The organism is Vannielia sp. SX4 (assembly GCF_052828525.1).
This window is the reverse complement of record NZ_CM128247.1, coordinates 1,804,490-1,830,499: the sequence shown is the minus strand read 5'-3', so window position 1 is coordinate 1,830,499 and position 26,010 is coordinate 1,804,490. Positions and strand designations below refer to the sequence as shown.

Sequence of the window (26,010 nt, the reverse complement as noted above, 5' to 3'; positions counted from 1 at the left end):
CGCTCAACCCTCTTCCTGAACGCTGTCGAGCAGCTCCAGCGGGTCGAAGTCCTCGCCCATCTCGTCAAGCCACTCTTCATCATCGACGCCATGCACGTCGTCATAGGTCTCTGGCTTCCAGATCTGAAAGCTGTCGCCCGTCGCGATGAAGAAGGCTTCCTTGTCGAGCCCGATCTTCTCGCGGAGTTTGGCGGGCAGCACCAGCCGCCCGGTGTCGTCAACCTGCGTCGGCAGCGACATCCCCGAATAGAGCCGCTCCAGATAGCGCCGCTGCTTGGTGCCGCGCGGCATCCGTGCGATCCGGTCGTCGATGTCGTTGATCGCGTTGACGGTGTAACACTTGAGGTGATCCTGGCGATGGTCGCCGTAAACGATCACGAGGTTCGGGCTGTCACCCTCGGAGCAATCGGGGTCTTCGGCGGCCAGAACATGGCGAAACAGGGCGGGGATGCTTACCCTGCCCTTCGTGTCCACCTTGTGGTGGCCCTCGCCTCTGAACCTGCGACCCAAGCTGTCGCTCCTTCACTGTCCCGCGGGCCCGTCGGCCCGAAAATCGGCCCCAAAATGAAAACGGCGGATTGAGCTGCTGCCATGTGCCCAATCCGCCGCCCTCGTCCCATTTCTGGGTGTCCGGCTGCGCGCGCCACCTGGGGGGATGTCTGCTCGCTCGCGCGCCGGATCTCTTCGTTCGATGAAAGCGGGTGCCTGTATGAAGTCTGCCTGACTTTGGGAGTTTGCGATCTTGCGTCGCTTTGTGTTCCCGTCTTCATCTGCCATTAGGTATGGCATGGGAAATCGTGGGAGGCAACACCACTTTACCCCTTCACCCCGGAATTCGGCACCAGCAATGCCCCGCCGGCTCCACCCGATCACAGGAATTTCAGCCAATTCACGGAATTTATGGTGAGGAAATGGGAGATCGGCACTAAATCTGGTATTCCGTGAGGGTGCAGAAAAGTCCCCCAATTTCCCAAAAAAACTTCCCGCGCAGCGCCAAATAGCCCCTCAGAACCCCCAAGACCACCGCCAATTCACGCCCCAAACCCCGGAATCCGCCCCATCACGCCCCCGCGATTCGTCGCGATTCCGGCGTGAAAGCGAGTCAGTCCCATAAAGTCCCATGCCTCGTCCCATGCCGTCCCACGAGTGGGGCCATTTCCCATCACGCGCCATTTTCAGCCCCGCGACGCACCCGCCCGACCAAAGAACATCACACAAAACAAAACGGGCGGCCCAAAAGCCGCCCGCCGCAATTCTCACCTCGCATTCAGGCACCGCCGGTCAGGCGCTCATCCCATGCCACCTTCCACCAGGCCCCGCGCCAGCGCCGCATAGGCCTCGGCCGCAGCACCCTCGCCTGCGGCCACGGGTACACCGCTGTCGCCGCCCAGCCGGGTCTCCAGCTCCAGCGGCAGTTGCGCCAGCAGCGGCACACCAAGGTTTTTGGCCTCCGCCGCCACGCCGCCGTGGCCGAACAGATGCGCCTCATGCCCGCAATTCGGACATATATAAGTAGTCATGTTCTCTATCAGCCCGAGCACCGGGGTCTTCAACTTGCCGAACATGTCGATCGCCTTGCGCGCATCGATCAGCGCCACATCCTGCGGCGTGCTCACTACCACGGCCCCGGTGATCGGGTAGCGCTGGCAGAGCGTGAGCTGCACGTCCCCCGTGCCCGGCGGCAGATCGACGATCAGCACATCCAACTCGCCCCATTCCACCTGGGTCATCATCTGCTGGAGCGCGCCCATCAACATCGGCCCGCGCCAGATCACCGCCTGACCCTCCTCCAGCATCAACCCGATCGACATGAAGGTAACCCCATGCGCCGTCAGCGGCAGGATCTTCTCGCCGTCCGGGCTGGCCGGCCGCTTGGCATTGCCCATCATCCGGGGCTGGGAGGGGCCATATATATCGGCATCCAGCAGGCCCACTTTCCGGCCCTGCCGGGCCAGCGCCACGGCGAGGTTGGCCGACACCGTGCTCTTGCCCACGCCGCCCTTGCCCGAGCCCACCGCGATGATCCGCTTCACACCCGGCACCGCCTGAGGGCCAGCCTGCGGCGTGGGATGGCGCCCCACCTTCAGGCTCGGCGGCTGCTGACCGCCCGGCGCAGGCGCCTGCCGCGGGGTCGAAGGCGCGTTGCTATGCGCCGTAAGCAGGGCTGAAACAGAGGTGACTCCCTCCACCGCCAGAACCGCCGCTTTTGCAGCCTCGAGAATCGGCTCCATCCGCGATGCTGCGGCTGCATCCGGCGCTTCGATGACGAACTTCACCTCGCCACTGTCGCCAATCTGCAACGCGCGAATCATATCGCGAGATACAAGATCACCGCCGTCCGCAAGTCCCACCTTTGTCAAAGCGGTTTGGATTTCGCCTTTTTCTACAGGCATCTCGCCCCTTTCACATTTTCCGGCGACCCGTAAAGTGACGCCGCGTCATTTTCTTTACCGCCCAAAATTTAGCCTTAACGCACTGAAACTCCACCAAATTCACCTATTCACTCCGTGCATAGCCGCGTTGCAGCAAAAGCCCTTTTCGCAGGTGCAGCAAAACCCTAATTTGGTCTCAAGCAACAGGGCACAGAACGAGCCCGCTCACAGGTACGACTACTTAAGGACCAGCCACCATGGCTTACGCAACCGCTCATAACACTGCGCACACCGGTATCCTTGGCCGCATCGAGGCTTTCATCGAAGCCCGTCGCGAGGCCGCTGCCAAGCGCCGCGTCTACCGTCAGACGCTCCGTGAACTTCAGGCCCTGACCAGCCGCGATCTCGCCGACCTCGGCATCGCGCCCTCCAACCTCCGGTCGGTTGCCTACCAGGCCGCCTACGGCGCCTGACCCAAGATAGCGGAGAGCCCTCTCCTCCTCCCTGGGCTTTCCGTTCTGGCGGCGACACCACCCTCCTCCCGGTGTCGCCGCCGCAAACCTCCGGTTAACCGGAGCGAGATATAGAGATCAGAACGTCCGTCCTCCTCCCTGGGCGTTCTGTGACAAGGCGGCGATGCTCACCTCCTCCCGAGCATCGCCGCCACCCAAAGTTTCGGTCTCCGAGCCCTCTCCTCCTCCCTGGGCCGTGAGACCAGCGGCAGCCCACCTCCTCCCGGGCAGGCCGCACCCAATTCGGTTTCGGTCCGCCCGACCTCCTCCCTGGGCGCCCGAGATCGGCGGTGATCTCACCTCCTCCCGAGGTCACCGCCCCAGTTTCGGTTTCGGAGCGCCCTCTCCTCCTCCCTGGGCCTTCGAGATCCGGTGATGGCCCACCTCCTCCCGGGTTCATCACCACCCAATACGGTTTCGGGGCGCCCTCTCCTCCTCCCTGGGCCCTCGGGATCCGGCGGCAGCCCACCTCCTCCCGGGTATGTCGCCACCCAATACGGTTTCGGACGGCCCGTCCTCCTCCCTGGGCCACCCGAGATTGGCGGCGACCTCACCTCCTCCCGAGGTCGCCGCCACCCAAGTTCGGTTTCGGAGCGCCCTCTCCTCCTCCCTGGGCCTCCGGGATCCGGCGGCAGCCCACCTCCTCCCGGGCGTGTCGCCACCCAATTCGGTTTCGGCCCGCCCGTCCTCCTCCCTGGGCAGCCGGAAGCATAGGGGCGGCGCCTCACCTCCTCCCGAGGCAGCCGCCCCACCCTTCCTTCGGGTCGGGAACCAGAATTCAGGCGCCCGTCCTCCTTCCTGGGCGATCTGATATCGGCGGCGATGCTCACCTCCTCCCGAGCATCGCCGCTTTTCATTTTCGCCTCCGCCCTACATGGTCGCCTCAACCAAGGAGGCCCCCATGCGCATTCTCTTCACCGGCGGCTCCGGCAAGGCCGGCCGTCACGCCACCCGCTACCTTATTGAGCAAGGCCACCGGGTTCTGAACGTCGATCAAACCCCGTCTGACGTGGAGGGCGTCTTCAACCGCATCGCCGACCTCACCGATCTCGGTGCCATACACGATGCGATGCAGGCCTATGCCGATTTTGATGAGCTGGAGCCCGGCAGCGGCGTGCCGTCCTTCGATGCCGTTGTGCATTTCGCCGCCGTCCCCCGGATCATGGTCACCGGCGATGCCGAGTGCTTCCGCGTCAACACGCTGGGCACCTACAACGTCATCGACGCCGCGCTCAAAGCCGGGGTCCGCAAGGTGATCTTCGCCAGTTCCGAAACCACCTATGGCGTCTGCTTTGCCGATGGCGAGCGCAAGCCCGAGTATATCCCGGTCGACGAGGCCCACCCCACGGAGCCCGAAGACAGCTACGCCATGTCAAAGGTCGTGAACGAGGCCACCGCCCGCAGCTTCCAGCGCCGCTCCGGGGCCGATATCTACGGCCTGCGCATCAACAACGTGATCGAGCCGCATGAATACGCCACGATGTTCCCCGGCTTCATCGACGCCCCCGAAAAGCGCCGCCGCAACATCTTCGCCTATATCGACGCTCGCGATCTCGGCCACATGGTCGACTGCTGCCTGAAGACCGACGGCCTCGGCTACGAGGTTTTCAACGTCGCGAATGACACCCACTCCGTGTCCGCCCCCACGCAGGAGCTGATCGACCGCTTCTACCAAGGCGTCGAGCAGAAACGCGAGATGGGCGCGCACGAGACCTTCTACACAAACGAAAAGGCCAAACGGCTGGTCGGTTTCTCCCCCAAGCACGACTGGCGCGACGAACTGTAGGTCGGGACTCGTCCCGACTCACCTCCGCTCAAGGCACACTGGCACCCGACCGGCCACCGTACGCTGCATTAGTTAACGCCGCCCCGCCCATACGTGCGTATGCATGGAATGTGCATCGGTTGTGCATCACTTGTGCATCGGCTCCGGCGCAGAGTTAACGACCCTTCGTAACCCCACCGAACGGTCAGAACGGGATGTCATCCGCCGCGCTCGCAGCCGGCACCACGAACTTGGCCACGACCTTCTTCAAACCGGCTTTTTCAAAAGCGATTTCAAGCTTGTCGCCCTCGATCCCGGTGATCGCGCCGTAGCCGAATTTCTGGTGGAACACCCGCTCGCCAACCGAGTGCGACGAGACCGCCTCGGCGTCGATCACCATGTTCCGGCTCTCCTTCGGCTGGCTCACCCCCCGCACCTGCGCCCGCGCCTGCAAGCGCTTCCAGCCGGGCGAGTTGTAGCCATCCGCGCGGGCCGCATCCTCATGTAATGTCGAGCGAATTTCGCCTCCGCCCATCCCGGCCCCGGCCGCCGCGCCATAGCCCCCGCCGTAGAGCCCCGGAGGCGTCAGAACCTCCACATGCTCGCCCGGCAATTCGTCGATAAACCGGCTCGGCAAGGCGCTCTGCCACTGGCCATAGATCCGCCGGTTTCCGGCAAAGGAAATCGTGCAAAGCTCCTCGGCCCGGGTGATCCCCACATATGCCAGCCGCCGCTCCTCCTCGAGCCCCTTCACCCCGCTTTCATCCATGCTCCGCTGGCTCGGAAACAGCCCGTCCTCCCAGCCCGGAAGGAACACGGCCGGAAACTCCAAGCCCTTCGCCGCATGCAGCGTCATGATAGAAACCTTCGGCCCGTCCTCCTCGCTCTCATTGTCCATAATGAGCGCGACGTGCTCCAGAAAGCCCTGCAAATTCTCAAAGGATTCCAGCGCCTTCACCAGCTCCTTCAGGTTCTCCAGCCGCCCCGGCGCCTCGGGCGTCTTGTCGTTCTGCCACATGTCGGTGTAGCCGGATTCCTCCAAAATTTGCTCGGCCAGCTCGATGTGATCGCCGTCATCCAGCGCCCCGCCATGCCACCGCCCAAAGCCCTCCAGAAGCGCCCCGAGCTGCCCCTTGGCTTTGCCCGTCAGCTCGCCCGATGCCACCAGAATCCGCGCGCCCTCGAACAGCGAAACCCCGTTCGCCCGCGCCGCCCGCTGCATCTTCTGAATCGCCTTCTCGCCCAACCCCCGCTTGGGCACGTTGACGATGCGTTCAAACGCCAAGTCGTCGTCCGGGCTGACGGCGACGCGGAAGTAAGCCATCGCATCGCGGATCTCCATCCGCTCATAAAACCTTGGCCCGCCGATCACCTTGTAGGGCAAGCCGATGGTCAGGAAACGGTCTTCAAACGCCCGCATCTGGTGCGAGGCGCGGACGAGGATGGCCATTTCGTCGAGCTGAAATTTCTGGAGCGCGGGTTCTATTGAAAGGCCTTCAAATTGGCGAGTTGCGACTTCCCAAAGGAGCGCTCGATTGCTCTCATCTGCAAGAAACGCGAGATCGATTTTTAAGCGCTCGACCAAAGATTCCACGCTATTGAGGCTCGCCAGCCTGCCACTGCTGTCATACTCGCGAACCACGCGCCGGAGTTGTTCAGTTCGAGAGTTTTCTCTGCGCTTCGCGATTGCTGAAGAGCCGCTGTTTAGAGCTTCAATCTCATCGCCAATCCAGCGGGCCTCTTCCTCGCCGTCCCAATGGCCGATGAGGCGCACCTTCTCGCCCTCCTCGGCCTCGGTCCAAAGCTCCTTGCCGAGCCGTCCCTTGTTGGCGGCGATCACCCCGGCAGCCGCGCCCAGAATATGCGGCGTCGAGCGGTAGTTCTGCTCCAGCCGCACCACATGCGCGCCGGGAAAATCCTTTTCAAAACGCAGGATATTGCCCACCTCGGCGCCCCGCCAGCCATAGATCGACTGGTCGTCATCGCCCACGCAGCAGATGTTTTTGTGCCCCTGCGCCAGCAGCCGCAGCCACAGGTACTGCGCCACGTTGGTATCCTGGTACTCGTCCACGAGGATGTATTTGAACCAGCGCTGATACTGCGCCAGCACGTCCTCGTGGGTCTGGAAAATCGTGACCATGTGCAGCAGCAGGTCGCCGAAATCCACGGCGTTCAGCGTCTTCAGCCTCGCCTGATACTCCCGGTAAATCGCCACGCCCTTGTGGTCATAGGCCCCGGCTTCCGAGGTCGGCACCTTGTCGGGCGTCAGCGCCTTGTTCTTCCACTGGTCGATGATCCCGGCGAGCATCCGCGCGGGCCAGCGCTTGTCGTCGATATTGGCCGCCGCGACGAGCTGTTTAAGAAGCCTTAACTGATCATCGGTATCAAGGATGGTGAAGTTGCTCTTGAGCCCCACCAGTTCGGCATGGCGGCGCAACAGCTTCACGCAGATCGCGTGAAAGGTACCAAGCCACGGCATTCCTTCCACCGCCTGCCCCATCAGGCCCGCCACGCGGTCCTTCATTTCGCGGGCGGCCTTGTTGGTGAAGGTCACCGCTAGAATTTCGTTTGGCCGCGCCCGCTGCGTCAGCAGCAGATGCGCGATCCGCGTGGTCAGCGCCTTGGTCTTGCCCGTGCCGGCCCCGGCGAGCATCAGCACCGGCCCGTCGAGCTGCTCGACGGCCTCGCGTTGCGCCGGGTTCAGCCCGTCAAGATAGGGCGCGGGTCGGGCGGCCACTGCCTGCTGTGACAGGCTCAGGGGCCGATCTGGCTCGATACTGCTCATGCGCAAAACCATATCGCGTTGCGCCTCTGAGGGAAAGAGCGTGTTCACCTTGCGTTCCGCCGCAAACCCGCTCTGGCAAATCTGCAGCTTCTGCATTGCAGCATCCCCCCTTTCACTTCTGTGAAATCTCCGTAACAATCATCCCTGCTGCAATGCAGAAGAACGGGGAGAACCATGGCCGAATTCAACAAGATCCTGATCGCGAACCGGGGCGAAATCGCCATCCGGATCATGCGGGCGGCCAACGAGCTGGGCAAAAAGACGGTCGCCGTCTACGCCGAAGAAGACAAGCTGGGCCTCCATCGTTTCAAGGCCGATGAGGCCTATCGCATCGGCGAAGGCCTCGGTCCCGTGGCCGCTTATCTCTCCATCGAAGAGATGATCCGCGTCGCCAAGATGAGCGGCGCCGACGCGATCCACCCCGGCTACGGGTTGCTCTCCGAGAACCCCCAATTCGTCGATGCCTGCGAGGAGAATGGCATCAAGTTCATCGGCCCCAAGGCCGAAACCATGCGCAAGCTGGGCGACAAGGCCAGCGCCCGCAAGGTCGCCATCGAGGCCGGTGTCCCGGTGATCCCGGCGACCGAGGTGCTGGGCGACGACATGGACGCCATCGCCAAGGAGGCCGAGGAAATCGGCTATCCGCTCATGCTCAAAGCCAGCTGGGGCGGCGGCGGGCGAGGGATGCGCCCGATCAACAAACCTTCGGAACTGAAGGAAAAAATCCTCGAAGGCCGCCGCGAGGCCGAGGCCGCCTTCGGCAACGGCGAAGGCTATCTGGAAAAGATGATCACCCGCGCCCGCCACGTCGAGGTGCAGATTCTCGGCGACAGCATGGGCAACATCTACCACCTCTGGGAGCGCGACTGCTCGGTGCAGCGCCGCAACCAGAAAGTGGTCGAGCGGGCCCCCGCCCCCTACCTCTCCGAAGCCCAGCGCGAAGATCTCTGCAATCTCGGCAAGAAGATCTGCGAGCACGTGAATTACGAGTGCGCGGGCACCGTCGAGTTCCTGATGGATATGGAGACCGGCAAGTTCTATTTCATCGAGGTGAACCCCCGCGTGCAGGTCGAACATACGGTCACCGAAGAAGTGACCGGCATCGACATCGTGCAGGCCCAGATCAAGATCGCCGAGGGCAAGTCACTGATCGAGGCCACCGGCACGGCATCGCAGTATGACGTGCGGCTCAACGGCCACGCGCTGCAGTGCCGCGTGACCACCGAAGATCCGCTGAACAACTTCATCCCCGACTATGGCCGCCTCACCGCCTACCGCTCGGCCACCGGCATGGGCATCCGGCTCGACGGAGGCACCGCCTACGCGGGCGGGGTCATCACCCGCTACTACGACTCGCTGCTCACGAAGGTCACCGCTTGGGCACCCACCCCCGAGGCCGCCATCGCCCGGATGGACCGTGCCCTGCGCGAGTTCCGCATCCGCGGCGTCTCCACCAACATCGCCTTCGTCGAGAACCTGCTGAAGCACCCCACCTTCACCGGCAATACCTATACCACCAAGTTCATCGACGAGACGCCGGAACTCTTTGATTTCAAACGCCGCCGTGACCGCGCCACCAAGATCCTGCGCTACATCGCCGACATCACTGTGAACGGCCACCCGGAGACGGCAGGCCGCCCGAGGCCCGCCGAGGCCAAGCCGCCCAAGGCCCCTGCCAGCCGGGTAAAGGCTCCCGCGGCGGGTACGCTGAACATCCTGCAGGAGAAAGGTCCCAAGGCGGTGGCCGATTGGATGAAAGAGCAGAAACAGCTCCTCATCACCGACACCACCATGCGCGATGGCCACCAGTCGCTGCTCGCCACCCGCATGCGCTCGATCGACATGATCCGCGCCGCCCCTGCCTATGCCGCCAACCTGCCGCAACTCTTCTCCGTGGAATGCTGGGGCGGCGCGACCTTCGACGTGGCCTACCGCTTCCTGCAGGAATGCCCCTGGCAGCGCCTGCGCGACATTCGCGCCGCCATGCCCAACATCATGACCCAGATGCTCCTGCGCGCCTCCAACGGCGTGGGTTACACCAACTACCCCGACAACGTGGTGGTGAGCTTCGTGAAGCAGGCCGCTGAGTCGGGCGTCGACGTGTTCCGCGTGTTCGACTCGCTCAACTGGGTCGAAAACATGCGCGTCGCGATGGATGCCGTTGGCGAGAGCGGCAAGATCATCGAGGGCACCGTCTGCTACACCGGCAACGTGCTGGACCCGGAGCGCGCCAAGTATGACGTGAAGTACTACGTTGATATGGCGAAAGAATTGGAAAAGGCCGGCGCTCACGTGCTGGGCCTCAAGGACATGGCCGGCCTGCTCAAACCCGCCGCCGCCAAGGTGCTGATCCCGGCGCTGAAGGATGCGGTCGACATCCCGATCCACTTCCACACCCACGACACCGCCGGCATCGCCTGCGGCACCATCCTCGCCGCCGCCGAGGCGGGCGTGGACGCGGTGGATTGCGCGATGGACGCGCTCTCTGGCAACACCTCTCAGGCCACCCTCGGCACCGTAGTCGAGGCCCTGCAATACACCGACCGTGACACCGGGCTCGACATCGGCGCGATCCGCGAGATCTCCGATTACTGGGAGAGCGTGCGTGCGCATTACGCCGCCTTTGAGAGCGGCCTTCAGGCGCCCGCCTCCGAGGTTTACCTGCACGAGATGCCCGGCGGCCAGTTCACCAACCTCAAGGCGCAGGCCCGCTCGATGGGGCTGGAGGAGCGCTGGCACGAGGTCGCCCAGATGTATGCCGACGTGAACCAGATGTTCGGAGATATCGTGAAGGTCACCCCCTCTTCCAAGGTCGTGGGTGACATGGCGCTTATGATGGTTTCCCAAGGGCTTACCCGCGCCGATGTGGAAGACCCCAAGCGTGAGGTCGCCTTCCCCGACTCGGTGATCGACATGATGAAAGGCAACCTCGGCCTGCCCCCCGGCGGCTGGCCCGAGGCCATTCAGAAGAAGGTGCTGAAAGGCGAGAAGCCCCTCACCGAGCGGGCTGGCAAATCGATGAAGCCGATCGATCTGGAAGCCACCCGCAAGGAGGCCTCCGAAAAGCTGGGCTTCGAACTGGATGACGAGGATCTCAACGGCTACCTGATGTATCCCAAGGTCTTCTCCGATTATGCCGCCCGGCACGAGGAATATGGCCCCGTCCGCACCCTGCCGACCGATACGTTCTTCTATGGCATGGAGCCGGGAGACGAGATCAGCGTCGAGATCGACCCGGGCAAAACGCTGGAAATCCGCATGTCGGCCCAGGGCGAGACCAACGAAGAGGGCATCGCCCGCGTGTTCTTCGAACTCAACGGCCAGCCCCGCACGGTGCGTATTCCCGACCGCCGGGTGACGGCGGCGGTGCAGGCCCGCCCCAAGGCGGAACTCGGTAACGAAAACCACATCGGCGCGCCTATGCCCGGCTCCGTGGCCTCCGTTGGCGTGACCGCAGGCCAGAAGGTAAGTGCGGGCGATCTGCTGCTCACCATCGAGGCGATGAAAATGGAAACCGGCCTCCACGCTGAGCGCGACGCGACGGTCAAGGCCATCCACATCGCCCCCGGCGACCAGATCGACGCCAAGGATCTGCTGGTCGAGCTGGAGTAAACGCGCGGCACCGTCGCCACCGCCGGGCCAAAGCCCCCGGCGGTGCGTTTTGCCGCAAGTTATGCTATGTTTTCCCGTTCAGTAGCACCGGGGAGAAGGCACCATGCAGATCCAGTTCGAGGCTCACCGGCTCGCCGAGGCGCTCTCTGCCCTGCTCTGGTCCGGTCGAACCTACCGGCTCGGCGCAAAACTCGGCCTTGGTATCACCCCTGCCCGCGCCCGCGAGAGTGCTGGCGCGATCGATTGCTCGGGCTTCACCCGCTGGGTGCTCCACCACGCCAGCAACGGCCATCTCTCCCTGAGTGGCGGCACCATAAGCCAGCGCGCCCAACTCGAGGCACTTGGCTACGAACCTGTTCCGACTGAGGAAATCGCCACGCGGCAGTTACGCGAGGACCAACACCTGCGCATCGGCTTTCGCGGCACCGAGTATGCCCGCAACGCCGATGGCAGCTACGCGCGAGACGGCGACAGGCTAGTGGTCGAAGAGGTCGGCCATGTCTGGCTGGTGATCGATGGCATGACCTTCGAAAGCAGCGAGCGGCTCAACGGAAACGGGCCGATGGTCACCGACAGCAGAGACCAGCGCACAGATGGCGACTTCCTGTTCAATCTCGGCCCGGTGCCCGGGTGGCGCCAATCCAGCTACGACATCCTCTTTGCCCATGACGCCGCTCTGAACCACGCCTGAGGCCGCCCTTAGAAACGGCGTTGAAGCCCGCCCCGCTCTGATGTCAGATGCGGCCATTGCAAGCGGAGGGGCCATGTTCGCCGTCACATCTATCTACGCCGGGCTGCTCGCCCTGTTTTTCGTCGGCCTGAGCTATGCCGTCACCGTGCGCCGCCGCAGCAAGGGCATCTCGCTCGGCGATGGCGACGATAAACGGATGCGTGCTTTGACCCGCGCTCAGGGCAACTGCGCCGAATATGCGCCAATGGGCATCCTGCTGCTCGCGCTCTCGGAGGGGCAAGGCGCGCCGGCTCTGGCCCTGCATCTCCTTGGCATCGCCCTTGTGGCAGGCCGCATCCTTCATGCCCGCGCCCTCCTCGGCCCGCGGATGAGCGTGCCCCTGCGTGTGTCCGGCATGGTGCTGACCTTCTCGGCCCTTCTGCTCATGGGTCTCGGCCTTCTGTTTCACGCGCTTTTCTGAGGCCGGAAAAATTTTGCCGAAGGGGCGAATTTTTCCCTTGAACCCGCCCGGCCCCGCCGTTATTTCACCGCTACTCAACGGACGCGGGCGTAGCTCAGGGGTAGAGCATAACCTTGCCAAGGTTAGGGTCGTGAGTTCGAATCTCATCGCCCGCTCCAGAGAGTTTCCTTCACAGTTAAGATCGTGAGACTGGCGCCGATTGCGTCCTAGGCGCTTGCGTGCACGTCACCCGGCGCGAAGGCACGAAAGCGATCGGGATCGATCCCCTCTGCCGCGAGCGCGCGGTCGAGCAGTTCCACCGGTTCTTCGCGCGGCTCATCGGTTAGCTGGAAGGTGCCCCAGTGAATCCCCAGCGCCTGCCGCGTGCCAACATCCTTGAAAATCTGCACCGCTTCTTCTGGCCCGACATGCTGGTTGGCCATGAACCAGGTCGGCGCGTAGGCCCCGATCGGGATGAGCGCAACATCGGGCGCGCCGTGGCGGGCGCGGATATCATGAAAGATCGCGCCGTCGCCGTATCCGGTATCCCCGGCAAACCAGATCGAACCCTTCGGTGTGTCGATCCAATGGCCCGACCAAAGCGCCATCCGCCTGTCGCGCAACCCGCGGGAAGACCAGTGGTTGGCCGGTGTCAGCGTCACCTGCGCCCCCTCGCCCAGAGCAATGGCCTCGCGCCAATCCGCCACCGCCACCCGCGCCCCGCGCACCGCCCGCCGCACCGTCGCATCGGTGCCCAGCGGCATGATCATCAGCGGGGCGTGGGCCGCGTGAAGGCGGCGGAGCGTGGCCAGATCGAGGTGGTCATAATGGTTGTGACTGAGCAGCACCGCGTCGATCTTAGGCAGGTCGTCAAACCTCACCCCCGGCGCGGTGACCCGCTTCGGCCCGGCAAAGCGCACCGGGCTTGCACGGTCTGACCAGACCGGATCTGTCAGAATATTCAGCCCTGCCACCTGAATGAGCACGCTCGCGTGGCCCACCATCGTGAGCCGGGGCGCGTCAGTTCGTTCAGGCGGTATAGCAGGGGTCACATCCACATGCCGTGGCCACTTTGCCCGCTCGCCACTGCGATGCCACTTCCACAGGTCGCCAAAGCCACGATCCGGCAAGGGCTGGCCGGGCGAGAAAAACCGCAGCCCGTCAAAGTTGCTGCGGGCCGGGCCTGTGTAGTAGCGATTTCTGGGCATGATTTGCGGCTCCGTTCACTGCCTTTCTCAGCTAGTCCCTCCGCGCCCGCATGCAAAGCCCACGCCGCAACATTTCGGCGCACAGCGAGCCTCCTCACGCCCATCACTATTGGTTGAAGCGTGGCCGAATTTCGCTAGGCTCTAAGCATTGATTGCGCCTGAGGGAATTTGACAGATGTGGAATTTCAAGTCCTCCCTTGCCTGGGGACTGTTGAAGCAAACCGCCGCCTTTACCGGATATCGCCTCGGGGTCTTCCTCGGGATCGCAGCCTGTTACGCGCTGCTGGCCTGGATCGGGCACATCATCGGTGTGGCGATCACCCGGAGCGCCATGCAGGGCGGGGCCAGCTTTGGCACCGTGATCGCTCTCGCACGAACCATGCCGCTCCTCTTCATTCTCATGCTCTGCGGCGGGATGGGCGTGGGCATGTGGTTTTTGCGCAAACACCTCTACTGGTACATCCGCGCGCCGCACATGGCGCTGATGGCCGAGATCCTCGAAGGCCGCCGCCTGCCGGAAGGCAGCCAGATCAAGGCCGGTATCGCGATTGTCACCGAGCGCCATGGCGACATGAACCGCCTCTGGGCGCTGCGCGGCCAGATCGAGAAAACCCTGCCCGCGATCAACCCGCTGCTCCCCCTGCGAGAGCTGTTCAGGATGAAACCCGAGGGCAAGGGCGTGGGGATGAACCAACCCTACCTCTGGCTCTCCGAGCGCCCGATTGATGAGATGGTGCTGGCCCACGGGATGCGCAAACGGGCGGTAAACCCCTTTGCCGCCGCCCGCGAGGGGCTGGTGCTGCTGGCGCAGAACGGCAAGCCCGTGGTCGGCAATGCGCTGACGCTGCAGGGGCTTGGCTGGGCCTACGGCCTGCTGGCCTTCGTTGGCTGGCTCATCCTGTTCGTACCGATCATCCTCGTCGCCCCCGGCGCGGGCCTTCTGGTTGTGATCATCAGCGGCTTCTTTGCATGGGGCACCAAAGCCGGGTTGATCGATGCCTTCACCAACGGCTGCCTGCTGCAAATCTACATCGGCGCCACCCGCGGCCAGCGCCCAAACCCCGATTGGGAAACCCGACTGGATGTCGATGCGCTCGCCTTTGCCGCGCTCGGCCAAGAGGCCGCCACGCTCCCCGGCGGGGCCGATCGCACCACGGCCACGGCGCAGAAAACCGTGATTGGCGGCGAGATGCCCGCTGCAGCCGAAGCGCCCCCCACACCAAAGCCATCGGCCCCCAACACAGCCGCCGCACCAGTCGCAGCGGCTGCGACCACGGCCGCAGTGGCAGGAACCGCCGCCGAGGAACAGGCCGGAGCCTCGGCTTTCACCCCGCCCGCAGAGCTCATGCCCAGCGGGTTCGTTCCCCCCAAGCCCACGCCGCGACCCGCCGCGGAAGTTGCGCCTGCAGCCAAGGCAGAGGCCGCACCCACAGCCCCGGCGCCAGCGCCCGAACCAACTCCCACACCGGCCGTGCCTGCGGCCCCTACGGCGGCCCCCGAGCCTGCGCCCACGCAGGAGCCGGACCCTGAGCCAACGCCCGAACCCGAGCCGGAACCCACGCCAGAGCCGGCCCCCGAACCCGTGCCGGAGCCCACGCCGCAACCGGTGCATCCGCCGACCCCGCCTGAGACCCCGGCAGACCCGCCGCAGGAAGCACCGCCCCCCGCACCGCCGGAGGTGCCTCACCCGACACCGCCGCAGGAAATCCCGCCAAGCGCACCGCCAGAGATTCCCACTGCGCGCGAGGCCGAAGCCGAGCCGGAACCGGACCACGTGACCGAACTCCCCCCGCTCACCGAGGCGGATAGCGTGACCACCACGCCGCAGGCGCTTGCCGAGGATCCCGAAACGCGCGCCACCCCGGCGGCCATCGCCGACCCGTGGAGCGCCCCGCCGGAGCCAGAAGAGGCGGAAGAACCCGCCGCTCCCGAGCCGCCCGAGCCCGCTATTGTTCCGCGTGACGAGGTCACACAGGCCCCGCAGGCCTTGGCTGACGATCCGGAAGCCTCCGCCACACCGGCTGAAATCGCCGATCCTTGGGCCGCAGCCCCCGCGCCCGCGGCAGCCCCTGCGCCGCCGCAACCCGCTGCCGAGGCCGCGCCCGAAACGCCCCCAGAGCCAGCACCTGAGCCTGAGCCTGAGCCAAGCCCCGCGCCGCCGCAGATCGACGTGCCGGAGCCTGCCCCGGCAGAGATCGCACCGGCGCCACTACCGCCTGAGCCTCCCGCACCGCCACCGCCGCCAGCACCGCCTCAGGCGAGCGCGAAAACGGTGATCGCGCCGCTCCCCATGCTGGACGATGACAAAACCCCACCGGACGAGCGCTGACGCGCGAACAAAAACGCAGGGGCGCAATCGGCTGGCGCAGGCGCGCCACAGCCTGCGCCCCTCCGCGCCTGCCCCTCTTTCCCCGCGCCGCCCCCGCGCCTATACCGCCTCAGACCCGTTCCGGAGGCCCCAATGCGCACAGCCAGCGTCACCCGTGAAACCGCGGAAACCGCGATCACCGTCGAGATCGACCTCGACGGAACCGGCAGCTACGACAACGCTACCGGCGTCGGTTTCTTCGACCACATGCTCGACCAATTGGCCCGCCACGCGCTGATCGACATGAAGATCTCGGCCAAGGGCGACCTGCACATCGACGATCACCACACCGTCGAAGACGTGGGCATCACGCTGGGCAAGGCACTGACCGAGGCGATGGGCGACAAGCGCGGCATCACCCGTTATGGTGCCTGCCTGCTGCCGATGGACGATGCGCTCCTGCGGGCCGCACTCGACCTCTCCGGCCGGCCCTTCCTTGTCTGGAATGTCGACTTCCCCACCCAGAAGATCGGCACCTTCGATACCGAGCTGGTGCGCGAGTTCTTTCAGGCCTTCTCGACCCACGGCGGCATCACCCTGCACGTAGACGCGCTGCACGGCTTCAACAGCCACCACATCGCCGAGGCCGCCTTCAAGGCCGTGGCCCGGGCGCTGCGGGATGCGCTGGAGGCCGACCCGCGCAAGGCCGATGCCATCCCTTCGACCAAGGGCACGCTCTGAGCGCGTGGCTCTGACCGTTTTCGAGAACGTCCTCACTGACCGGGGATCGAAATACGCTGTCTCGGGTGGCCCGGCTGGCTCCAAAGCGGAGGTGCAGACCCTCCTGAAAGAGCTAAAGCGCAACAAGAAGTTCGCCAAGGCGACCCACAACACATGGGCGCTCCTTTTGCCGGACGGCCCGCTGAAGGGCGATGATGGCGAAGCGGGCGCAGGCATGGTGATTGTGCGGATGCTGGAGCGCGCCCAACTCGAGAACCATCTGGTGATCGTCACCCGCTGGTTCGGCGGCACCCACCTCGGCGGCGACCGCTTTCGCCGGGTGCAGGATTGCGTTACCCATTATCTCGACCAGATGGAGGGTTAGCCCATGTCTCTCTTTTCAAAGCTCTTCGGCGGCAAGAGCCAGCCCGCCGGCCCCGAGCCGGTCGATCACAAGGGCTTTTCCATCACACCCTGCCCCGAGAAGGCGCCCGGCGGCTTTCGGATCGGCGCGATGATCGAGAAGGACGGCCAAAGCCACCACATGATCCGCGCCGATGTCATCGCCGATGAGACCGACGCGGCGGAGGCCAGCCTGCGCAAGGCTTGCCAGATGATCGACGAACAGGGCGAGCGGCTGTTCTGACCGGCCCGATCAGCCGAGTGAAACCGTCCGGCCGACATGCCAATCGCGAACATGCCACTCGATCTCATAGGTGGTTGAGTTGATGTGATTCCCGATCCCGATGATCTTGCCGTCGTGCCCCTGCGGGTTGACGTAGAAGATGGTGATCCCGTTCGACTTGCCGATCTTTCCCGACGAGGTGTGGTAGACATCGTGGCCGCGATACTTGCTGGTGTGCGAACGGTTCGGCTCCTGAAACTTGCCGTGAGGCACATGCTTGTTCGGGCCGCTCGTTGCCTTGCCAGCGCCATCCATGAAGGCCGCAACAACGCTCTTGATGTTTGAGCCGCGCGACTTGCGCTCACTTGCGCCCATGTCGAGCTTGCCGGCGATCCACTCTTCCATCTGTTCGGGGGAGAGAATGCCCATCGGGCCCGTGCCATCGGCATTCGCATGCCCCGACATTACAAGGGGATCATGTGTCATGATGCAGTCCTAATCGAGAAGTTCTGAAAATGGTGGACCTCCACCCTAGCGCGACAGATGCCCTTGCGTAAACCCGTCTCGATTGCAGAAAGTTCGGCCTACGGCCCCGACTGCTCCAGCCGCCCGCCCTGCCGAACCTGCACCACGCGCTTTGCCTTTCCGGTGCGGTCGTCCGTCTCCACGTAGAGGCCGCACAGGGTGGCCTCCCCCATTGCGGGCTGAAACCGCCCCTTCGCCATGCCCGTCACGAACCGGCGCATCGGCTCGTCAGGCTCCATGCCGATGACCGAGTTGTAATCGCCGCACATGCCAGCATCGGCCTGAAACGCCGTGCCTTTCGGCAGCAGTTGGGCATCACCCGTCGGCACATGGGTGTGGGTGCCGACCACCACGCTCGCGCGGCCATCGCAAAAGTGTCCCATCCCCATTTTCTCTGAGGTCGCCTCGCAATGCATATCGATCAGCGAGGCCTGCACCAGCCCGCCGGGCACGTGCGATTTCAGCACCGGCTCGATCGCGGAGAACGGATCATCAAAGCACCGCTTCATGAACACCTGCCCCAGCACCTGCGCCACCAGCACCTTGCGCCCGCCCGGCGCGTCATAGACCCGAAAGCCCTTGCCTGGCGCGTCCTTGGCAAAGTTGATCGGCCGCAGCACCCGCGGCTCCGAGCCGATGAAACTGAGCATGTCTTTCTGGTCGAAGGCATGGTCGCCGAGGGTGATCACATCGGTCCCGGCCTCCAGCAGCGCCTTGGCATGCGCGCCCGAGAGCCCTGCCCCCGAGGTCGCGTTCTCGCCATTGACCACCACAAAATCGAGCCGCCACGCCTCGCGCAGCCCCGGGAGCCGCTCGGCCACCGCCGTCCGGCCCGCGCGCCCCATTACATCGCCAAGAAAGAGTATCCGCATGAGAAAGCCCTAAGCTGCATCGGGTCACAGGGCAAGATGCGGTGCATAGGCTGCGGGCGCGGCCACGCCTCAGCTGCGCTCCGCCAGCCGCTTTTCGATCGCCTCAAGGCGGGCCAGAACCGTCTCGCGGTAGGCATCGGTCGCGGCCACGCTCTCCTCTTCATGGGCGGTCTGCATCGAGTTGACCACGAGACCGACGATCAGGTTCACCACGGCAAAGGTCGTGACCATGATGAAGGGCACGAAGAAGGCCCAGGCCCAGGGATAGACCTCCATCACCGGGCGCACGATGCCCATCGACCAGCTTTCCAGCGTCATGATTTGAAACAGCGTATAAGCCGAGGTACCCATGTCGCCGAACCAGTCGGGGAAGGCGGTGCCGAACAGCGTAGTGGCAATGACCGCGCCCACGTAGAACAGCAGCGCCATCAACAGGAACACACTGGCCATGCCCGGCAGCGCGGTCAGAAAGGCCTCCACCACGCGCCGGAGCCGTGGCGCGACCGAGATCACCCGCAGCACCCGGAGCACCCGCAGGGCGCGCAGCACCGAGAAACCATGGCCCGACGGCACCAGCGCCACCGCCACCACCGCCAGATCGAACAGGTTCCACCCACCTCGAAAAAACGACCAGCCCCGCGCACAGAGCCGCGCTGCGATTTCGACGACGAAGATCGCAAGGCAGATCGTGTCGATGATGACCACGAGGCTGCCCACACGGCTCATTACTTCGGGCGAGGTTTCGAGGCCAAGCACAACGGCGTTGAGCACGATCACCCCGGTTATGGCACTTTGAACGTCGCCGCGATCGAGGAAGGCGCCGAGGCGCGCACGGAAGGTCATATTCTGGGAGGGCTCCGACTGTTGTTGAGCCGTTACTTGGGGACGCAGCGAACCAGGGTCAACCCGATGAGCGGCAAGGTCAGAAGGTCAGCACACCGGCTTCGGTCACGATCATGTCAAGCGGCGCATCTGTCGGTTCTTGCGGCAAAAACTCCGCTTCTTGGGCAGAGTAGGCAAAGCCGATGGCAAGCACCGGGCCATCGCGGCGGAGCAGTTCGAGCGTCCGGTCGTAGAACCCGCCACCATAGCCCAACCTTGCGCCCGCACGGGTGAAAGCGACCAGCGGCACCACGAGGATCTCGGGCCGCATCACCTCCCCAGTTGGCTCCAAAGTGCCAAAGCGCGCCGCAACCATCTCTGCCCCCGGCTCCCACATCCGGAACACCAGCGGTGTGGCGGGCGCGATGATGGTGGGCAGCCCCACCGGCCCGTGTGCGGCGGCTTCCTCCAGCGCGGGCAGTGGGTCGATCTCGTCGCGCATCGCCATGTAGCCCGCGAGCGGCACGCCGCGATAGCCGGCCAACACCTCTGACAGGCGGCCTGCCGCGTGGCCGGACCACTGCGCATGGGCCTCGGCCCGCCGCGCCAGCGCCGCCGCGCGCGCGGCCTTTTTCTCTTCCACGAGGCTCACAGCAGCATCACCGCCGCCAGACCGAGGAAGGCGAAGAAGCCCACCACATCGGTCACCGTGGTTACGAAGGCGCCGGAGGCCAGCGCAGGGTCGATATCGAACTTGTCGAGCAGCACCGGCACGAGGATGCCCGCAAGCCCGGCCACCAGCAGGTTGATGATCATCGCCAGCGCCAGCACCGCGCCCAGCATGGCGGTGTCGAACCAGAACCAGCCCACGAGCCCCATCAGCACGGCAAAGGCGAGCCCGTTCACGAGCCCCACCGCCGCCTCCCGCCGGATCACGCGCCACACGTTGGAGCCGGTAAGGTCCTTGGTGGCGATGGCCCGCACCGCCACGGTGAGTGATTGCGTGCCGGCATTGCCGCCCATCGAGGCAACGATGGGCATGAGTACAGCCAGCGCCACGAGTTGCGCGATGACCGCCTCGAACTGGTCGATCACCAGTGAGGCGAGGATCGCGGTCACGAGGTTCACTGCCAGCCAAGGAAAGCGCAGCTTGGTGGTCTCCCACACCGAGTCCGTCACCCGGCTTTCATCGCCCACACCGGCGAGACGCAGCAGGTCTTCCTCGGCCTCAAGGTCGAGCACCGACATGGCGTCATCGATTGTGATCACCCCGACAAGTCTGTCGGAGTGGTCGACCACAGGCACCGAGATCAGGTGATACTGGTTGAAGGCATATGCCACCTCGCCCTCATCCTGATCCACCGGCACGGTGCGAAAACTGTCTTCGGTGATATCCATCAGCAGGGTCGAACGCGGGCTGGCCAGAATGCGGCCCAGCGCGACGTAGCCCACCGGGTGCATCTTCGGGTCGATCAGGATGACGTGGTAGAACTGCTCGGGCAGCTCCTGCCCCTCGGCCCGCATGAAATCGATCATCTGGCCCACATCCCAATGTTCGGGCGCGCGCACCACCTCGCGTTGCATCAGGCGGCCGGCGGATTCCTCAGGCCACGAGAGCGCCTCTTCCACCGCGATCCGGTCGGCGGCAGGCAGCGCCTCCAGAATTGCTTCCTGCTGTTCTTCCTCGAGGTCTTCCACGAGGTCGACCACGTCATCGGAGTCGAGCTCCCGTACCGCCTCTGTCAGCGCCTCGGGCGAGAGGGCACCGATCACCTCTTCGCGGATGGTCTCATCGAGTTCCGAGAGGATCTCGCCGTCGACGTTCTCGCCCCACAGCAGGATCAGCTCACGCCGCGGACCCTCCCCGATCTGTTCCAGAAGGTCGGCGATGTCGGCGGCATGGAGCGGGTCCAGCAGCTCCGAGAGCGTGCCGGTGTCATCGTTGAAGGTCGCCTCCAGCACCGCCTGCACGAAGGGCGTTTGCAGGCCGTATTCCTGCTCTTCGCGCTCCTCGGGGAGGGGCTCGGGGCGCTCGTCCTCCTCGGCGACGGTGATCGGCTCTCGGCTCATCGGCGGGCCTCCTTCTGGGTGTCGCGGCCAACATATTGCACGTGCGAAAAGGCGCAAGGCGCAGCGGGGCGATTGCCCGGCCCCGCGTGAATTCGCCGTTGTGCCGCTGCGTGCTGTCATTTCACGCATTTACCAAGGCGCAGGCGGCGCTTACGCTTGTCGCATGTCTGCCCCCGCCTCCCCCGACGCCGCCTCCGGTGCGGCTCCCGAGACCCTCCTGCTCGGGCAGATCCTCGATTTTACCGCCGACCCTTTCTCGAGCCCGCCTGAGGACTCCGCCCGCCACCTGAGCCGCGGCGGCATCGTCCTGCGCGGTGGCCGGATCACCGAGATCGGCCCGGCCGCCCGGCTGATCGAGAGCCACGCCTCCGCCCGGCGGGTGGACTATGGCGCGGCCCTGCTCCTGCCCGGCTTCGTCGACGCACATGCCCATTACCCCCAGACCGGCATCATCGCCTCATGGGGCAAACGGCTGATCGACTGGCTGGAGGGCTACACCTTTCCGGAAGAGAGCCGCTTTGGGGATGCGCTCTATGCGGCCACCATCGCAGGGCGCTATCTTGACCTTGCCATTGCCAATGGCACCACAACCATTGCCAGCTTCTGCACCTCGCACCCCGAGAGCGTAACGGCCTTCTTTCAGGCCGCCCAGGCGCGGGGAATGGCGGTGGTCGGCGGCAAAGTCGCGATGGACCGCAACGCCCCCGATGCGCTGAAGGACACCCCCGAGCGGGCTTATGACGAGAGCAAGGCGTTGCTGCAACGCTGGCACAAGCAGGGCCGCGCACGCTACGCCATCACGCCCCGGTTTACCCCTACGTCAACTGAAGCCCAGCTTGAGGCGATGGGCGCGCTGTGGGCCGAGCACCCCGATTGCGCCATGCAGACCCATCTCTCCGAACAGGTCGAGGAAATCGCCTGGGTAAAGGAGCTCTGCCCCGAGGCCGAAGATTACCTCGCCACCTATGAGAAGCACCGGCTCATCGGCCCAGGCGCGCTCTTCGGCCACGCCATCCACCTGACCGACCGCGAGCGGGCGCGGCTGGCAGAGAGCGGCTCGGCGGTGGTGCATTGCCCGACCTCCAACACCTTCATCGGCTCCGGCGTCTTCGATGCCGCCGGGTTGGTTGCGGGCGGTGTGGAGGTGGGGCTGGCCACCGACACCGGGGGCGGCTCTTCCTTTTCGATGCTGCGGACGATGGGCGCGGCCTATGAGATCAGCCAGCTCAACGGCGCGGTGCTGCACCCCGCCCACCTGCTCTGGCTCGCCACAACCGGCTCCGCCAAGGCGCTGCGGATGGAGGCCGAGGTGGGCACGCTCGCGCCCGGATCGGCCGCCGACATCATCGCGGTCGACCTCGCCTCGACCCCGGCCATCGCCCAACGCGCTGCCCGCGCCCGCGACATCTGGGAGGCGCTCTTTCCGACGATGATGATGGGGGACGACCGGGCGGTGAAGGCCGTGTGGGTCAACGGCGTCAGCCGCCGCTGACCGGGCGGGTCAGCAATTGGAAGCGAGGTTGAGCACCCACTTGTCACCCGCCTTGCCGATGCCGAAGAACCTGACATCGCGCAAGAGCATGTTCTTATCATGCGCCCTGGAGCCGCGCCACCCCTTCATCAAAGCGCTGACCGAGGGGTAGCCCCCCGCGATGTTCTCCGCTGTCGTGCCCGAGCAACCGCGCCGCTTCATCCGGCTGCGTGAAGAGCTGCCATCCCGCCCTTTGTGCGAGAAATAGCCCTTGCGCGCCATGTCGTCGGCGTGATCCACCGCAGCCCTCTCCAACCCCGGCGCGGCGACCAGCGGCGCACGGCCTTTGGAGACGCGATAGGCGTTGAGCACCGCGCCGAACTCTGCGGTCAGATCGCTTGCCACCAGAAGCGGTGCGGGCGCGGTGGCATGAACTGGCGCGTGAGCGCTGGCAGTTCCGGCGAGGATCAGCGCTGCAAGCGCGGTCGCGATCGGTTTCATGGCATGGCCTCCTAGGTTGCGCCCACCTGAGGGCAGGGTCCGCCAGCGGTCAACCGTGCAGGGTCACTCCGCGCGCATCAGGCGGGCGATTGCCTGTGAGGCCTGCGCCGCGATGGCACGTGCATCGGCCAACACCAGTTCGCCGCCTTTCACCACCACGCGCCCCTCCACGAAGAGGTCACGCACCCGCGTTGGGCCGGCCAGAAGCAGCGCCGCCCGATCCCAGTTTCCAGCGGCCTCGATGGTGCTCATGTCCCAGATCGCAAGATCGGCGCGAAAGCCCGGGCGGATCTGGCCCAGATGGCTGCCCCGACCGAGCAACTCCGCCCCACCGCGCGTGGCAATGCGCAAGGCTTCGCGGGCGGGCATTGCATCTGCCCCGTCGCGGACGCGCGCCATGAGCAGCGCCATGCGCGCCTCGGCCAACAGATTGCTGGCATCATTCGAGGCAGAGCCATCCACGCCCAGCCCCACCGGCACGCCCGCATCCCGCATGGCCCGCACAGGCGCGATGCCCGAGCCGAGGCGGCAGTTGGAGCAGGGACAATGGGCCACGCCGGTCTTGGTATGTGCGAACAGGTCGATCTCGCCCGCATCCAGCTTCACGCAATGGGCATGCCACACATCCTCGCCGACCCAGCCCAGCTCCTCGGCATATTGCCCCGGACGACAGCCAAAATTGGCCTCCGAATAGGCGATGTCTTCCTCGTTCTCCGCCAGATGGGTGTGCAGTCGCACCCCCTTTTCGCGGGCCAACAGCGCCGCGTCGCGCATCAACTCCCGGCTCACCGAAAAGGGAGAGCACGGCGCGAGGCCGACCTGCACCATCGCTGCATCGGAAGGGTCGTGGAAGGCCCCCACCACCCGTGCGGAATCGGCAAGAATCGCAGTCTCATCCTCCACCAGTGCGTCGGGCGGCAGACCGCCCTTACTCTCACCAATGCTCATCGCCCCGCGGGTGGCCAGAAAACGGATGCCAACCTCCGAGGCCCCTTCGATGCTGTCCTCCAACCGCGACCCGTTCGGGAAGAGATAGAGATGATCGGAACTCATCGAACAGCCCGACAGCGCCAGCTCTGCGCAGGCCAGTTGGGCAGACAGGCGGATATCATCCGGCGTCATCCGGCCCCAGATCGGGTAGAGCGCCTGCAGCCAGCCAAAGAGCAGCGCGTCCTGCCCGGCCCGCACGGCGCGGGTGAGGCTCTGGAACATGTGGTGATGGGTGTTCACCAAGCCGGGGGTCACAAGGCAGCCCTCGGCGTTGACCACGTCTGCATCGTTGGGCGCGAGATTGGGGCCGATCTCGTCGATTACGCCGCCGCGCAAACGCACATCGAGCTCACCCTCGGTTCCGGTATCGTCCATGCAAAGCACGTGGCCGCCCCGGATGAGCCGGTGGGTCATGCGCCCTGCTCCGCCAGTAGCGCCATTGCCGCGCGGTGCAACTCGGGCGTGGCCGCAGCGAGCGCTCTGCCCCCTTCATGCACCGGGCCGCCCTCCCAATCGGTCACGATACCGCCCGCCGCCTCGATCACCGCGATCGGCGCGGCGATGTCATAGCTTTGCAGCCCCGCCTCGATAACGAGGTCGATCTGCCCGAGGGCAAGCAGGGCGTATGCGTAGCAGTCCAGCCCGTAACGGGTGAGTTGCACCTCGCGCGCCACACTTTGAAACGCCGCCGCCTCAGCCTCTGTGCCGACCTCGGGAAAAGTTGTGAAGAGCGTTGCCTCCGCCAGCGCACGGCCCTCGCGCACCCGCAAAGGGGCCTCGCCGTAGGGATGGGCCAACTTCGCAGCGCCCAGTCCGCCCTCGAACCGCTCAGCGGTGTAGGGCTGGTCGATGATGCCGTAGAAAGGGCCGCGCATATCCTGCAAGGCGATGAGCACGCCCCAACTTGCCGTGCCGGAGATAAAGGCGCGGGTGCCATCGATCGGGTCGAGCACCCAGGTCAGCCCGCTCTCACCCACCTGTCGGCCGAACTCTTCGCCCAGAACGGCATCCTGCGGGCGCAGCTCGGCCAGAACACCGCGCATGGCCTCTTCTGCCGCCCGGTCGGCCAATGTGACCGGGTCAAACCCGCCTTGGCCGTCTTTGTTCTCCGCCGTTAGCGGCTTGCGGAAATACGGCAGGATCGCCGCTCGGGCAGCCTCCGCCATCGCAGCGCCGCAGGCCCGGAGTGCGGCCGCATCTTCTGCTGTCAGGTCTTCTCGTCTCATAAGGCACCCCCTGCCTGAGCCTTAGCGCAGGCGCCCCAACGAGAAAAGCGCCCCAAAGCGGGGCGCTCTCCTGAAAAACACGATTGTACGATTACAAGCGAGTCAGTTCACGTCGCTCAATACGCGGGCCAGATCGAACAACCGGCGGCGCTGGCTCTCGGGGATTGCGTAGTAGCTGCGCACCAGTTCAAGCGCTTCGCGGTCACCAAGGATATCTCCCGGCACGCTCTCGCCCTCGCTCACCTCGGTCTTGGCGACTTGAGGCAGGTCTTCGCTCAGACCTTCGAAGAAAAAGGAGATCGGCACATCAAGCGCATGGGAAATGTCCCAAAGACGCGATGCGCTGACGCGGTTCATGCCGGTCTCGTATTTCTGGATCTGCTGAAATTTGATCCCGACCTTCTCGGCCAGTTGTTGCTGCGTCATGCCGACCATCCACCGACGGTGCCGAACGCGCTTGCCAACATGTATGTCGACCGGATGTTTCATTAAAGTC

At 65.0% G+C, this 26,010-nt stretch carries 23 protein-coding genes and 1 tRNA gene; 11 read left to right on the top strand and 13 right to left on the bottom strand.

Annotation, left to right across the window (positions count from 1 at the left end; translation table 11 throughout):
- Positions 1 to 3: 3 nt before the first annotated feature.
- Complete coding sequence (gene mraZ, locus ACUXVX_RS09145) at positions 4 to 510, bottom strand: division/cell wall cluster transcriptional repressor MraZ (protein ID WP_446311283.1); 507 nt, start codon at positions 508 to 510, stop codon at positions 4 to 6.
- 779 nt (positions 511 to 1,289) lie between these two features.
- A complete protein-coding gene (locus tag ACUXVX_RS09140; protein WP_446311282.1) occupies positions 1,290 to 2,393 on the bottom strand; it encodes an Mrp/NBP35 family ATP-binding protein in 1,104 nt (367 codons plus the stop codon).
- A 236-nt stretch (positions 2,394 to 2,629) separates the two neighbouring features.
- Between ACUXVX_RS09140 and ACUXVX_RS09135 the strand changes: the two genes are divergently transcribed.
- A complete protein-coding gene (locus ACUXVX_RS09135) occupies positions 2,630 to 2,845 on the top strand; it encodes a DUF1127 domain-containing protein (protein WP_222469877.1) in 216 nt (71 codons plus the stop codon).
- Between the two features lie 940 nt (positions 2,846 to 3,785).
- A complete protein-coding gene (locus ACUXVX_RS09130) occupies positions 3,786 to 4,670 on the top strand; it encodes an NAD-dependent epimerase/dehydratase family protein (protein ID WP_446311281.1) in 885 nt (294 codons plus the stop codon).
- A 184-nt stretch (positions 4,671 to 4,854) separates the two neighbouring features.
- On the opposite strand, the gene ACUXVX_RS09125 is transcribed toward ACUXVX_RS09130, so the two are convergent.
- Complete coding sequence (locus ACUXVX_RS09125) at positions 4,855 to 7,434, bottom strand: ATP-dependent helicase (RefSeq protein WP_446311280.1); 2,580 nt, start codon at positions 7,432 to 7,434, stop codon at positions 4,855 to 4,857.
- 174 nt (positions 7,435 to 7,608) lie between these two features.
- Here ACUXVX_RS09125 and ACUXVX_RS09120 point away from each other — a divergent pair, with 174 nt between their 5' ends.
- The 4 genes from ACUXVX_RS09120 (at position 7,609) to ACUXVX_RS09105 (ending at position 12,355) form a co-directional block, all read left to right on the top strand.
- Complete coding sequence (locus ACUXVX_RS09120) at positions 7,609 to 11,046, top strand: pyruvate carboxylase (RefSeq protein ID WP_446311279.1); 3,438 nt, start codon at positions 7,609 to 7,611, stop codon at positions 11,044 to 11,046.
- Positions 11,047 to 11,149: 103 nt separating this feature from the next.
- Entirely contained in the window at positions 11,150 to 11,737 is a 588-nt protein-coding gene (locus ACUXVX_RS09115) for a hypothetical protein (protein WP_446311278.1), read from the top strand.
- A gap of 73 nt (positions 11,738 to 11,810) precedes the next feature.
- Positions 11,811 to 12,197 carry an MAPEG family protein gene (locus ACUXVX_RS09110; RefSeq protein WP_446311277.1) on the top strand — a complete coding sequence of 129 codons (387 nt, stop codon included), beginning with the start codon at positions 11,811 to 11,813 and terminating at the stop codon, positions 12,195 to 12,197.
- 83 nt (positions 12,198 to 12,280) lie between these two features.
- Positions 12,281 to 12,355 (top strand) — tRNA-Gly (locus ACUXVX_RS09105).
- Between the two features lie 48 nt (positions 12,356 to 12,403).
- Here the strand turns inward: ACUXVX_RS09105 and ACUXVX_RS09100 are convergent.
- Positions 12,404 to 13,384 carry an MBL fold metallo-hydrolase gene (locus ACUXVX_RS09100; RefSeq protein ID WP_446311276.1) on the bottom strand — a complete coding sequence of 327 codons (981 nt, stop codon included), beginning with the start codon at positions 13,382 to 13,384 and terminating at the stop codon, positions 12,404 to 12,406.
- A 211-nt stretch (positions 13,385 to 13,595) separates the two neighbouring features.
- On the opposite strand from ACUXVX_RS09100, the gene ACUXVX_RS09095 reads away from it, so the two are divergent.
- The 4 genes from ACUXVX_RS09095 to ACUXVX_RS09080 all read left to right on the top strand — a co-directional run bounded on the left by ACUXVX_RS09095 (position 13,596) and on the right by ACUXVX_RS09080 (position 17,058).
- A complete protein-coding gene (locus ACUXVX_RS09095) occupies positions 13,596 to 15,713 on the top strand; it encodes a hypothetical protein (protein WP_446311275.1) in 2,118 nt (705 codons plus the stop codon).
- Between the two features lie 132 nt (positions 15,714 to 15,845).
- Complete coding sequence (hisB, locus tag ACUXVX_RS09090; protein WP_446311274.1) at positions 15,846 to 16,433, top strand: imidazoleglycerol-phosphate dehydratase HisB; 588 nt, start codon at positions 15,846 to 15,848, stop codon at positions 16,431 to 16,433.
- A gap of 10 nt (positions 16,434 to 16,443) precedes the next feature.
- Positions 16,444 to 16,797 (top strand): YigZ family protein, encoded by a 354-nt coding sequence (locus ACUXVX_RS09085; RefSeq protein ID WP_446311524.1) that lies wholly within the window; start codon positions 16,444 to 16,446, stop codon positions 16,795 to 16,797.
- A gap of 3 nt (positions 16,798 to 16,800) precedes the next feature.
- Positions 16,801 to 17,058 (top strand): HlyU family transcriptional regulator, encoded by a 258-nt coding sequence (locus ACUXVX_RS09080; protein WP_446311273.1) that lies wholly within the window; start codon positions 16,801 to 16,803, stop codon positions 17,056 to 17,058.
- A gap of 9 nt (positions 17,059 to 17,067) precedes the next feature.
- Here ACUXVX_RS09080 and ACUXVX_RS09075 read toward each other — a convergent pair whose 3' ends face one another.
- The 5 genes from ACUXVX_RS09075 to mgtE all read right to left on the bottom strand — a co-directional run bounded on the left by ACUXVX_RS09075 (position 17,068) and on the right by mgtE (position 21,326).
- Complete coding sequence (locus tag ACUXVX_RS09075; RefSeq protein WP_222469888.1) at positions 17,068 to 17,523, bottom strand: hypothetical protein; 456 nt, start codon at positions 17,521 to 17,523, stop codon at positions 17,068 to 17,070.
- Between the two features lie 98 nt (positions 17,524 to 17,621).
- The gene (locus tag ACUXVX_RS09070) at positions 17,622 to 18,434 is read right to left on the bottom strand and encodes a TIGR00282 family metallophosphoesterase (RefSeq protein WP_222469889.1); all 813 of its coding nucleotides are present in this window, start codon (positions 18,432 to 18,434) and stop codon (positions 17,622 to 17,624) included.
- A gap of 69 nt (positions 18,435 to 18,503) precedes the next feature.
- Complete coding sequence (locus ACUXVX_RS09065) at positions 18,504 to 19,277, bottom strand: ion transporter (protein ID WP_446311272.1); 774 nt, start codon at positions 19,275 to 19,277, stop codon at positions 18,504 to 18,506.
- A gap of 79 nt (positions 19,278 to 19,356) precedes the next feature.
- Positions 19,357 to 19,908, bottom strand: coding sequence for a 5-formyltetrahydrofolate cyclo-ligase (locus tag ACUXVX_RS09060; protein WP_446311271.1), 552 nt, complete (start codon positions 19,906 to 19,908; stop codon positions 19,357 to 19,359).
- Complete coding sequence (gene mgtE / locus ACUXVX_RS09055) at positions 19,905 to 21,326, bottom strand: magnesium transporter (protein ID WP_446311270.1); 1,422 nt, start codon at positions 21,324 to 21,326, stop codon at positions 19,905 to 19,907. The genes ACUXVX_RS09060 and mgtE overlap by 4 nt, the downstream gene beginning before the upstream one ends.
- Before the next feature lie 163 nt (positions 21,327 to 21,489).
- Here mgtE and guaD point away from each other — a divergent pair, with 163 nt between their 5' ends.
- Positions 21,490 to 22,818, top strand: a complete 1,329-nt coding sequence (gene guaD, locus ACUXVX_RS09050; RefSeq protein ID WP_446311269.1) for a guanine deaminase — start codon at positions 21,490 to 21,492, stop codon at positions 22,816 to 22,818.
- 9 nt (positions 22,819 to 22,827) lie between these two features.
- On the opposite strand, the gene ACUXVX_RS09045 is transcribed toward guaD, so the two are convergent.
- The 4 genes from ACUXVX_RS09045 to ACUXVX_RS09030 form a co-directional block, all read right to left on the bottom strand.
- On the bottom strand, positions 22,828 to 23,298 hold the full coding sequence (locus ACUXVX_RS09045; RefSeq protein ID WP_446311268.1) for a CAP domain-containing protein: 471 nt from the start codon (positions 23,296 to 23,298) through the stop codon (positions 22,828 to 22,830).
- Positions 23,299 to 23,361: 63 nt separating this feature from the next.
- Positions 23,362 to 24,702, bottom strand: a complete 1,341-nt coding sequence (locus ACUXVX_RS09040; protein WP_446311267.1) for an 8-oxoguanine deaminase — start codon at positions 24,700 to 24,702, stop codon at positions 23,362 to 23,364.
- Positions 24,699 to 25,514 carry an inositol monophosphatase family protein gene (locus ACUXVX_RS09035; RefSeq protein WP_446311266.1) on the bottom strand — a complete coding sequence of 272 codons (816 nt, stop codon included), beginning with the start codon at positions 25,512 to 25,514 and terminating at the stop codon, positions 24,699 to 24,701. The genes ACUXVX_RS09040 and ACUXVX_RS09035 overlap by 4 nt, the downstream gene beginning before the upstream one ends.
- A gap of 102 nt (positions 25,515 to 25,616) precedes the next feature.
- Positions 25,617 to 26,003, bottom strand: a complete 387-nt coding sequence (locus ACUXVX_RS09030; protein ID WP_222469896.1) for a helix-turn-helix domain-containing protein — start codon at positions 26,001 to 26,003, stop codon at positions 25,617 to 25,619.
- Between the last annotated feature and the right edge of the window lie 7 nt (positions 26,004 to 26,010).

What these genes read in the sequence shown, in the direction of transcription:
- ACUXVX_RS09045 (WP_446311268.1), bottom strand. Translation starts at nt 23,298, where the DNA reads ATGAAACCGATCGCGACCGCGCTTGCAGCGCTGATCCTCGCCGGAACT.
- ACUXVX_RS09075 (WP_222469888.1), bottom strand. Translation starts at nt 17,523, where the DNA reads ATGACACATGATCCCCTTGTAATGTCGGGGCATGCGAATGCCGATGGC.
- ACUXVX_RS09040 (WP_446311267.1), bottom strand. Translation starts at nt 24,702, where the DNA reads ATGACCCACCGGCTCATCCGGGGCGGCCACGTGCTTTGCATGGACGAT.
- ACUXVX_RS09035 (WP_446311266.1), bottom strand. Translation starts at nt 25,514, where the DNA reads ATGAGACGAGAAGACCTGACAGCAGAAGATGCGGCCGCACTCCGGGCC.
- ACUXVX_RS09065 (WP_446311272.1), bottom strand. Translation starts at nt 19,277, where the DNA reads ATGACCTTCCGTGCGCGCCTCGGCGCCTTCCTCGATCGCGGCGACGTT.
- ACUXVX_RS09030 (WP_222469896.1), bottom strand. Translation starts at nt 26,003, where the DNA reads ATGAAACATCCGGTCGACATACATGTTGGCAAGCGCGTTCGGCACCGT.
- ACUXVX_RS09110 (WP_446311277.1), top strand. Translation starts at nt 11,811, where the DNA reads ATGTTCGCCGTCACATCTATCTACGCCGGGCTGCTCGCCCTGTTTTTC.
- ACUXVX_RS09100 (WP_446311276.1), bottom strand. Translation starts at nt 13,384, where the DNA reads ATGCCCAGAAATCGCTACTACACAGGCCCGGCCCGCAGCAACTTTGAC.
- ACUXVX_RS09130 (WP_446311281.1), top strand. Translation starts at nt 3,786, where the DNA reads ATGCGCATTCTCTTCACCGGCGGCTCCGGCAAGGCCGGCCGTCACGCC.
- ACUXVX_RS09135 (WP_222469877.1), top strand. Translation starts at nt 2,630, where the DNA reads ATGGCTTACGCAACCGCTCATAACACTGCGCACACCGGTATCCTTGGC.
- ACUXVX_RS09070 (WP_222469889.1), bottom strand. Translation starts at nt 18,434, where the DNA reads ATGCGGATACTCTTTCTTGGCGATGTAATGGGGCGCGCGGGCCGGACG.
- ACUXVX_RS09115 (WP_446311278.1), top strand. Translation starts at nt 11,150, where the DNA reads ATGCAGATCCAGTTCGAGGCTCACCGGCTCGCCGAGGCGCTCTCTGCC.
- ACUXVX_RS09120 (WP_446311279.1), top strand. Translation starts at nt 7,609, where the DNA reads ATGGCCGAATTCAACAAGATCCTGATCGCGAACCGGGGCGAAATCGCC.
- mgtE (WP_446311270.1), bottom strand. Translation starts at nt 21,326, where the DNA reads ATGAGCCGAGAGCCGATCACCGTCGCCGAGGAGGACGAGCGCCCCGAG.
- ACUXVX_RS09080 (WP_446311273.1), top strand. Translation starts at nt 16,801, where the DNA reads ATGTCTCTCTTTTCAAAGCTCTTCGGCGGCAAGAGCCAGCCCGCCGGC.
- guaD (WP_446311269.1), top strand. Translation starts at nt 21,490, where the DNA reads ATGTCTGCCCCCGCCTCCCCCGACGCCGCCTCCGGTGCGGCTCCCGAG.
- hisB (WP_446311274.1), top strand. Translation starts at nt 15,846, where the DNA reads ATGCGCACAGCCAGCGTCACCCGTGAAACCGCGGAAACCGCGATCACC.
- ACUXVX_RS09125 (WP_446311280.1), bottom strand. Translation starts at nt 7,434, where the DNA reads ATGAGCAGTATCGAGCCAGATCGGCCCCTGAGCCTGTCACAGCAGGCA.
- ACUXVX_RS09140 (WP_446311282.1), bottom strand. Translation starts at nt 2,393, where the DNA reads ATGCCTGTAGAAAAAGGCGAAATCCAAACCGCTTTGACAAAGGTGGGA.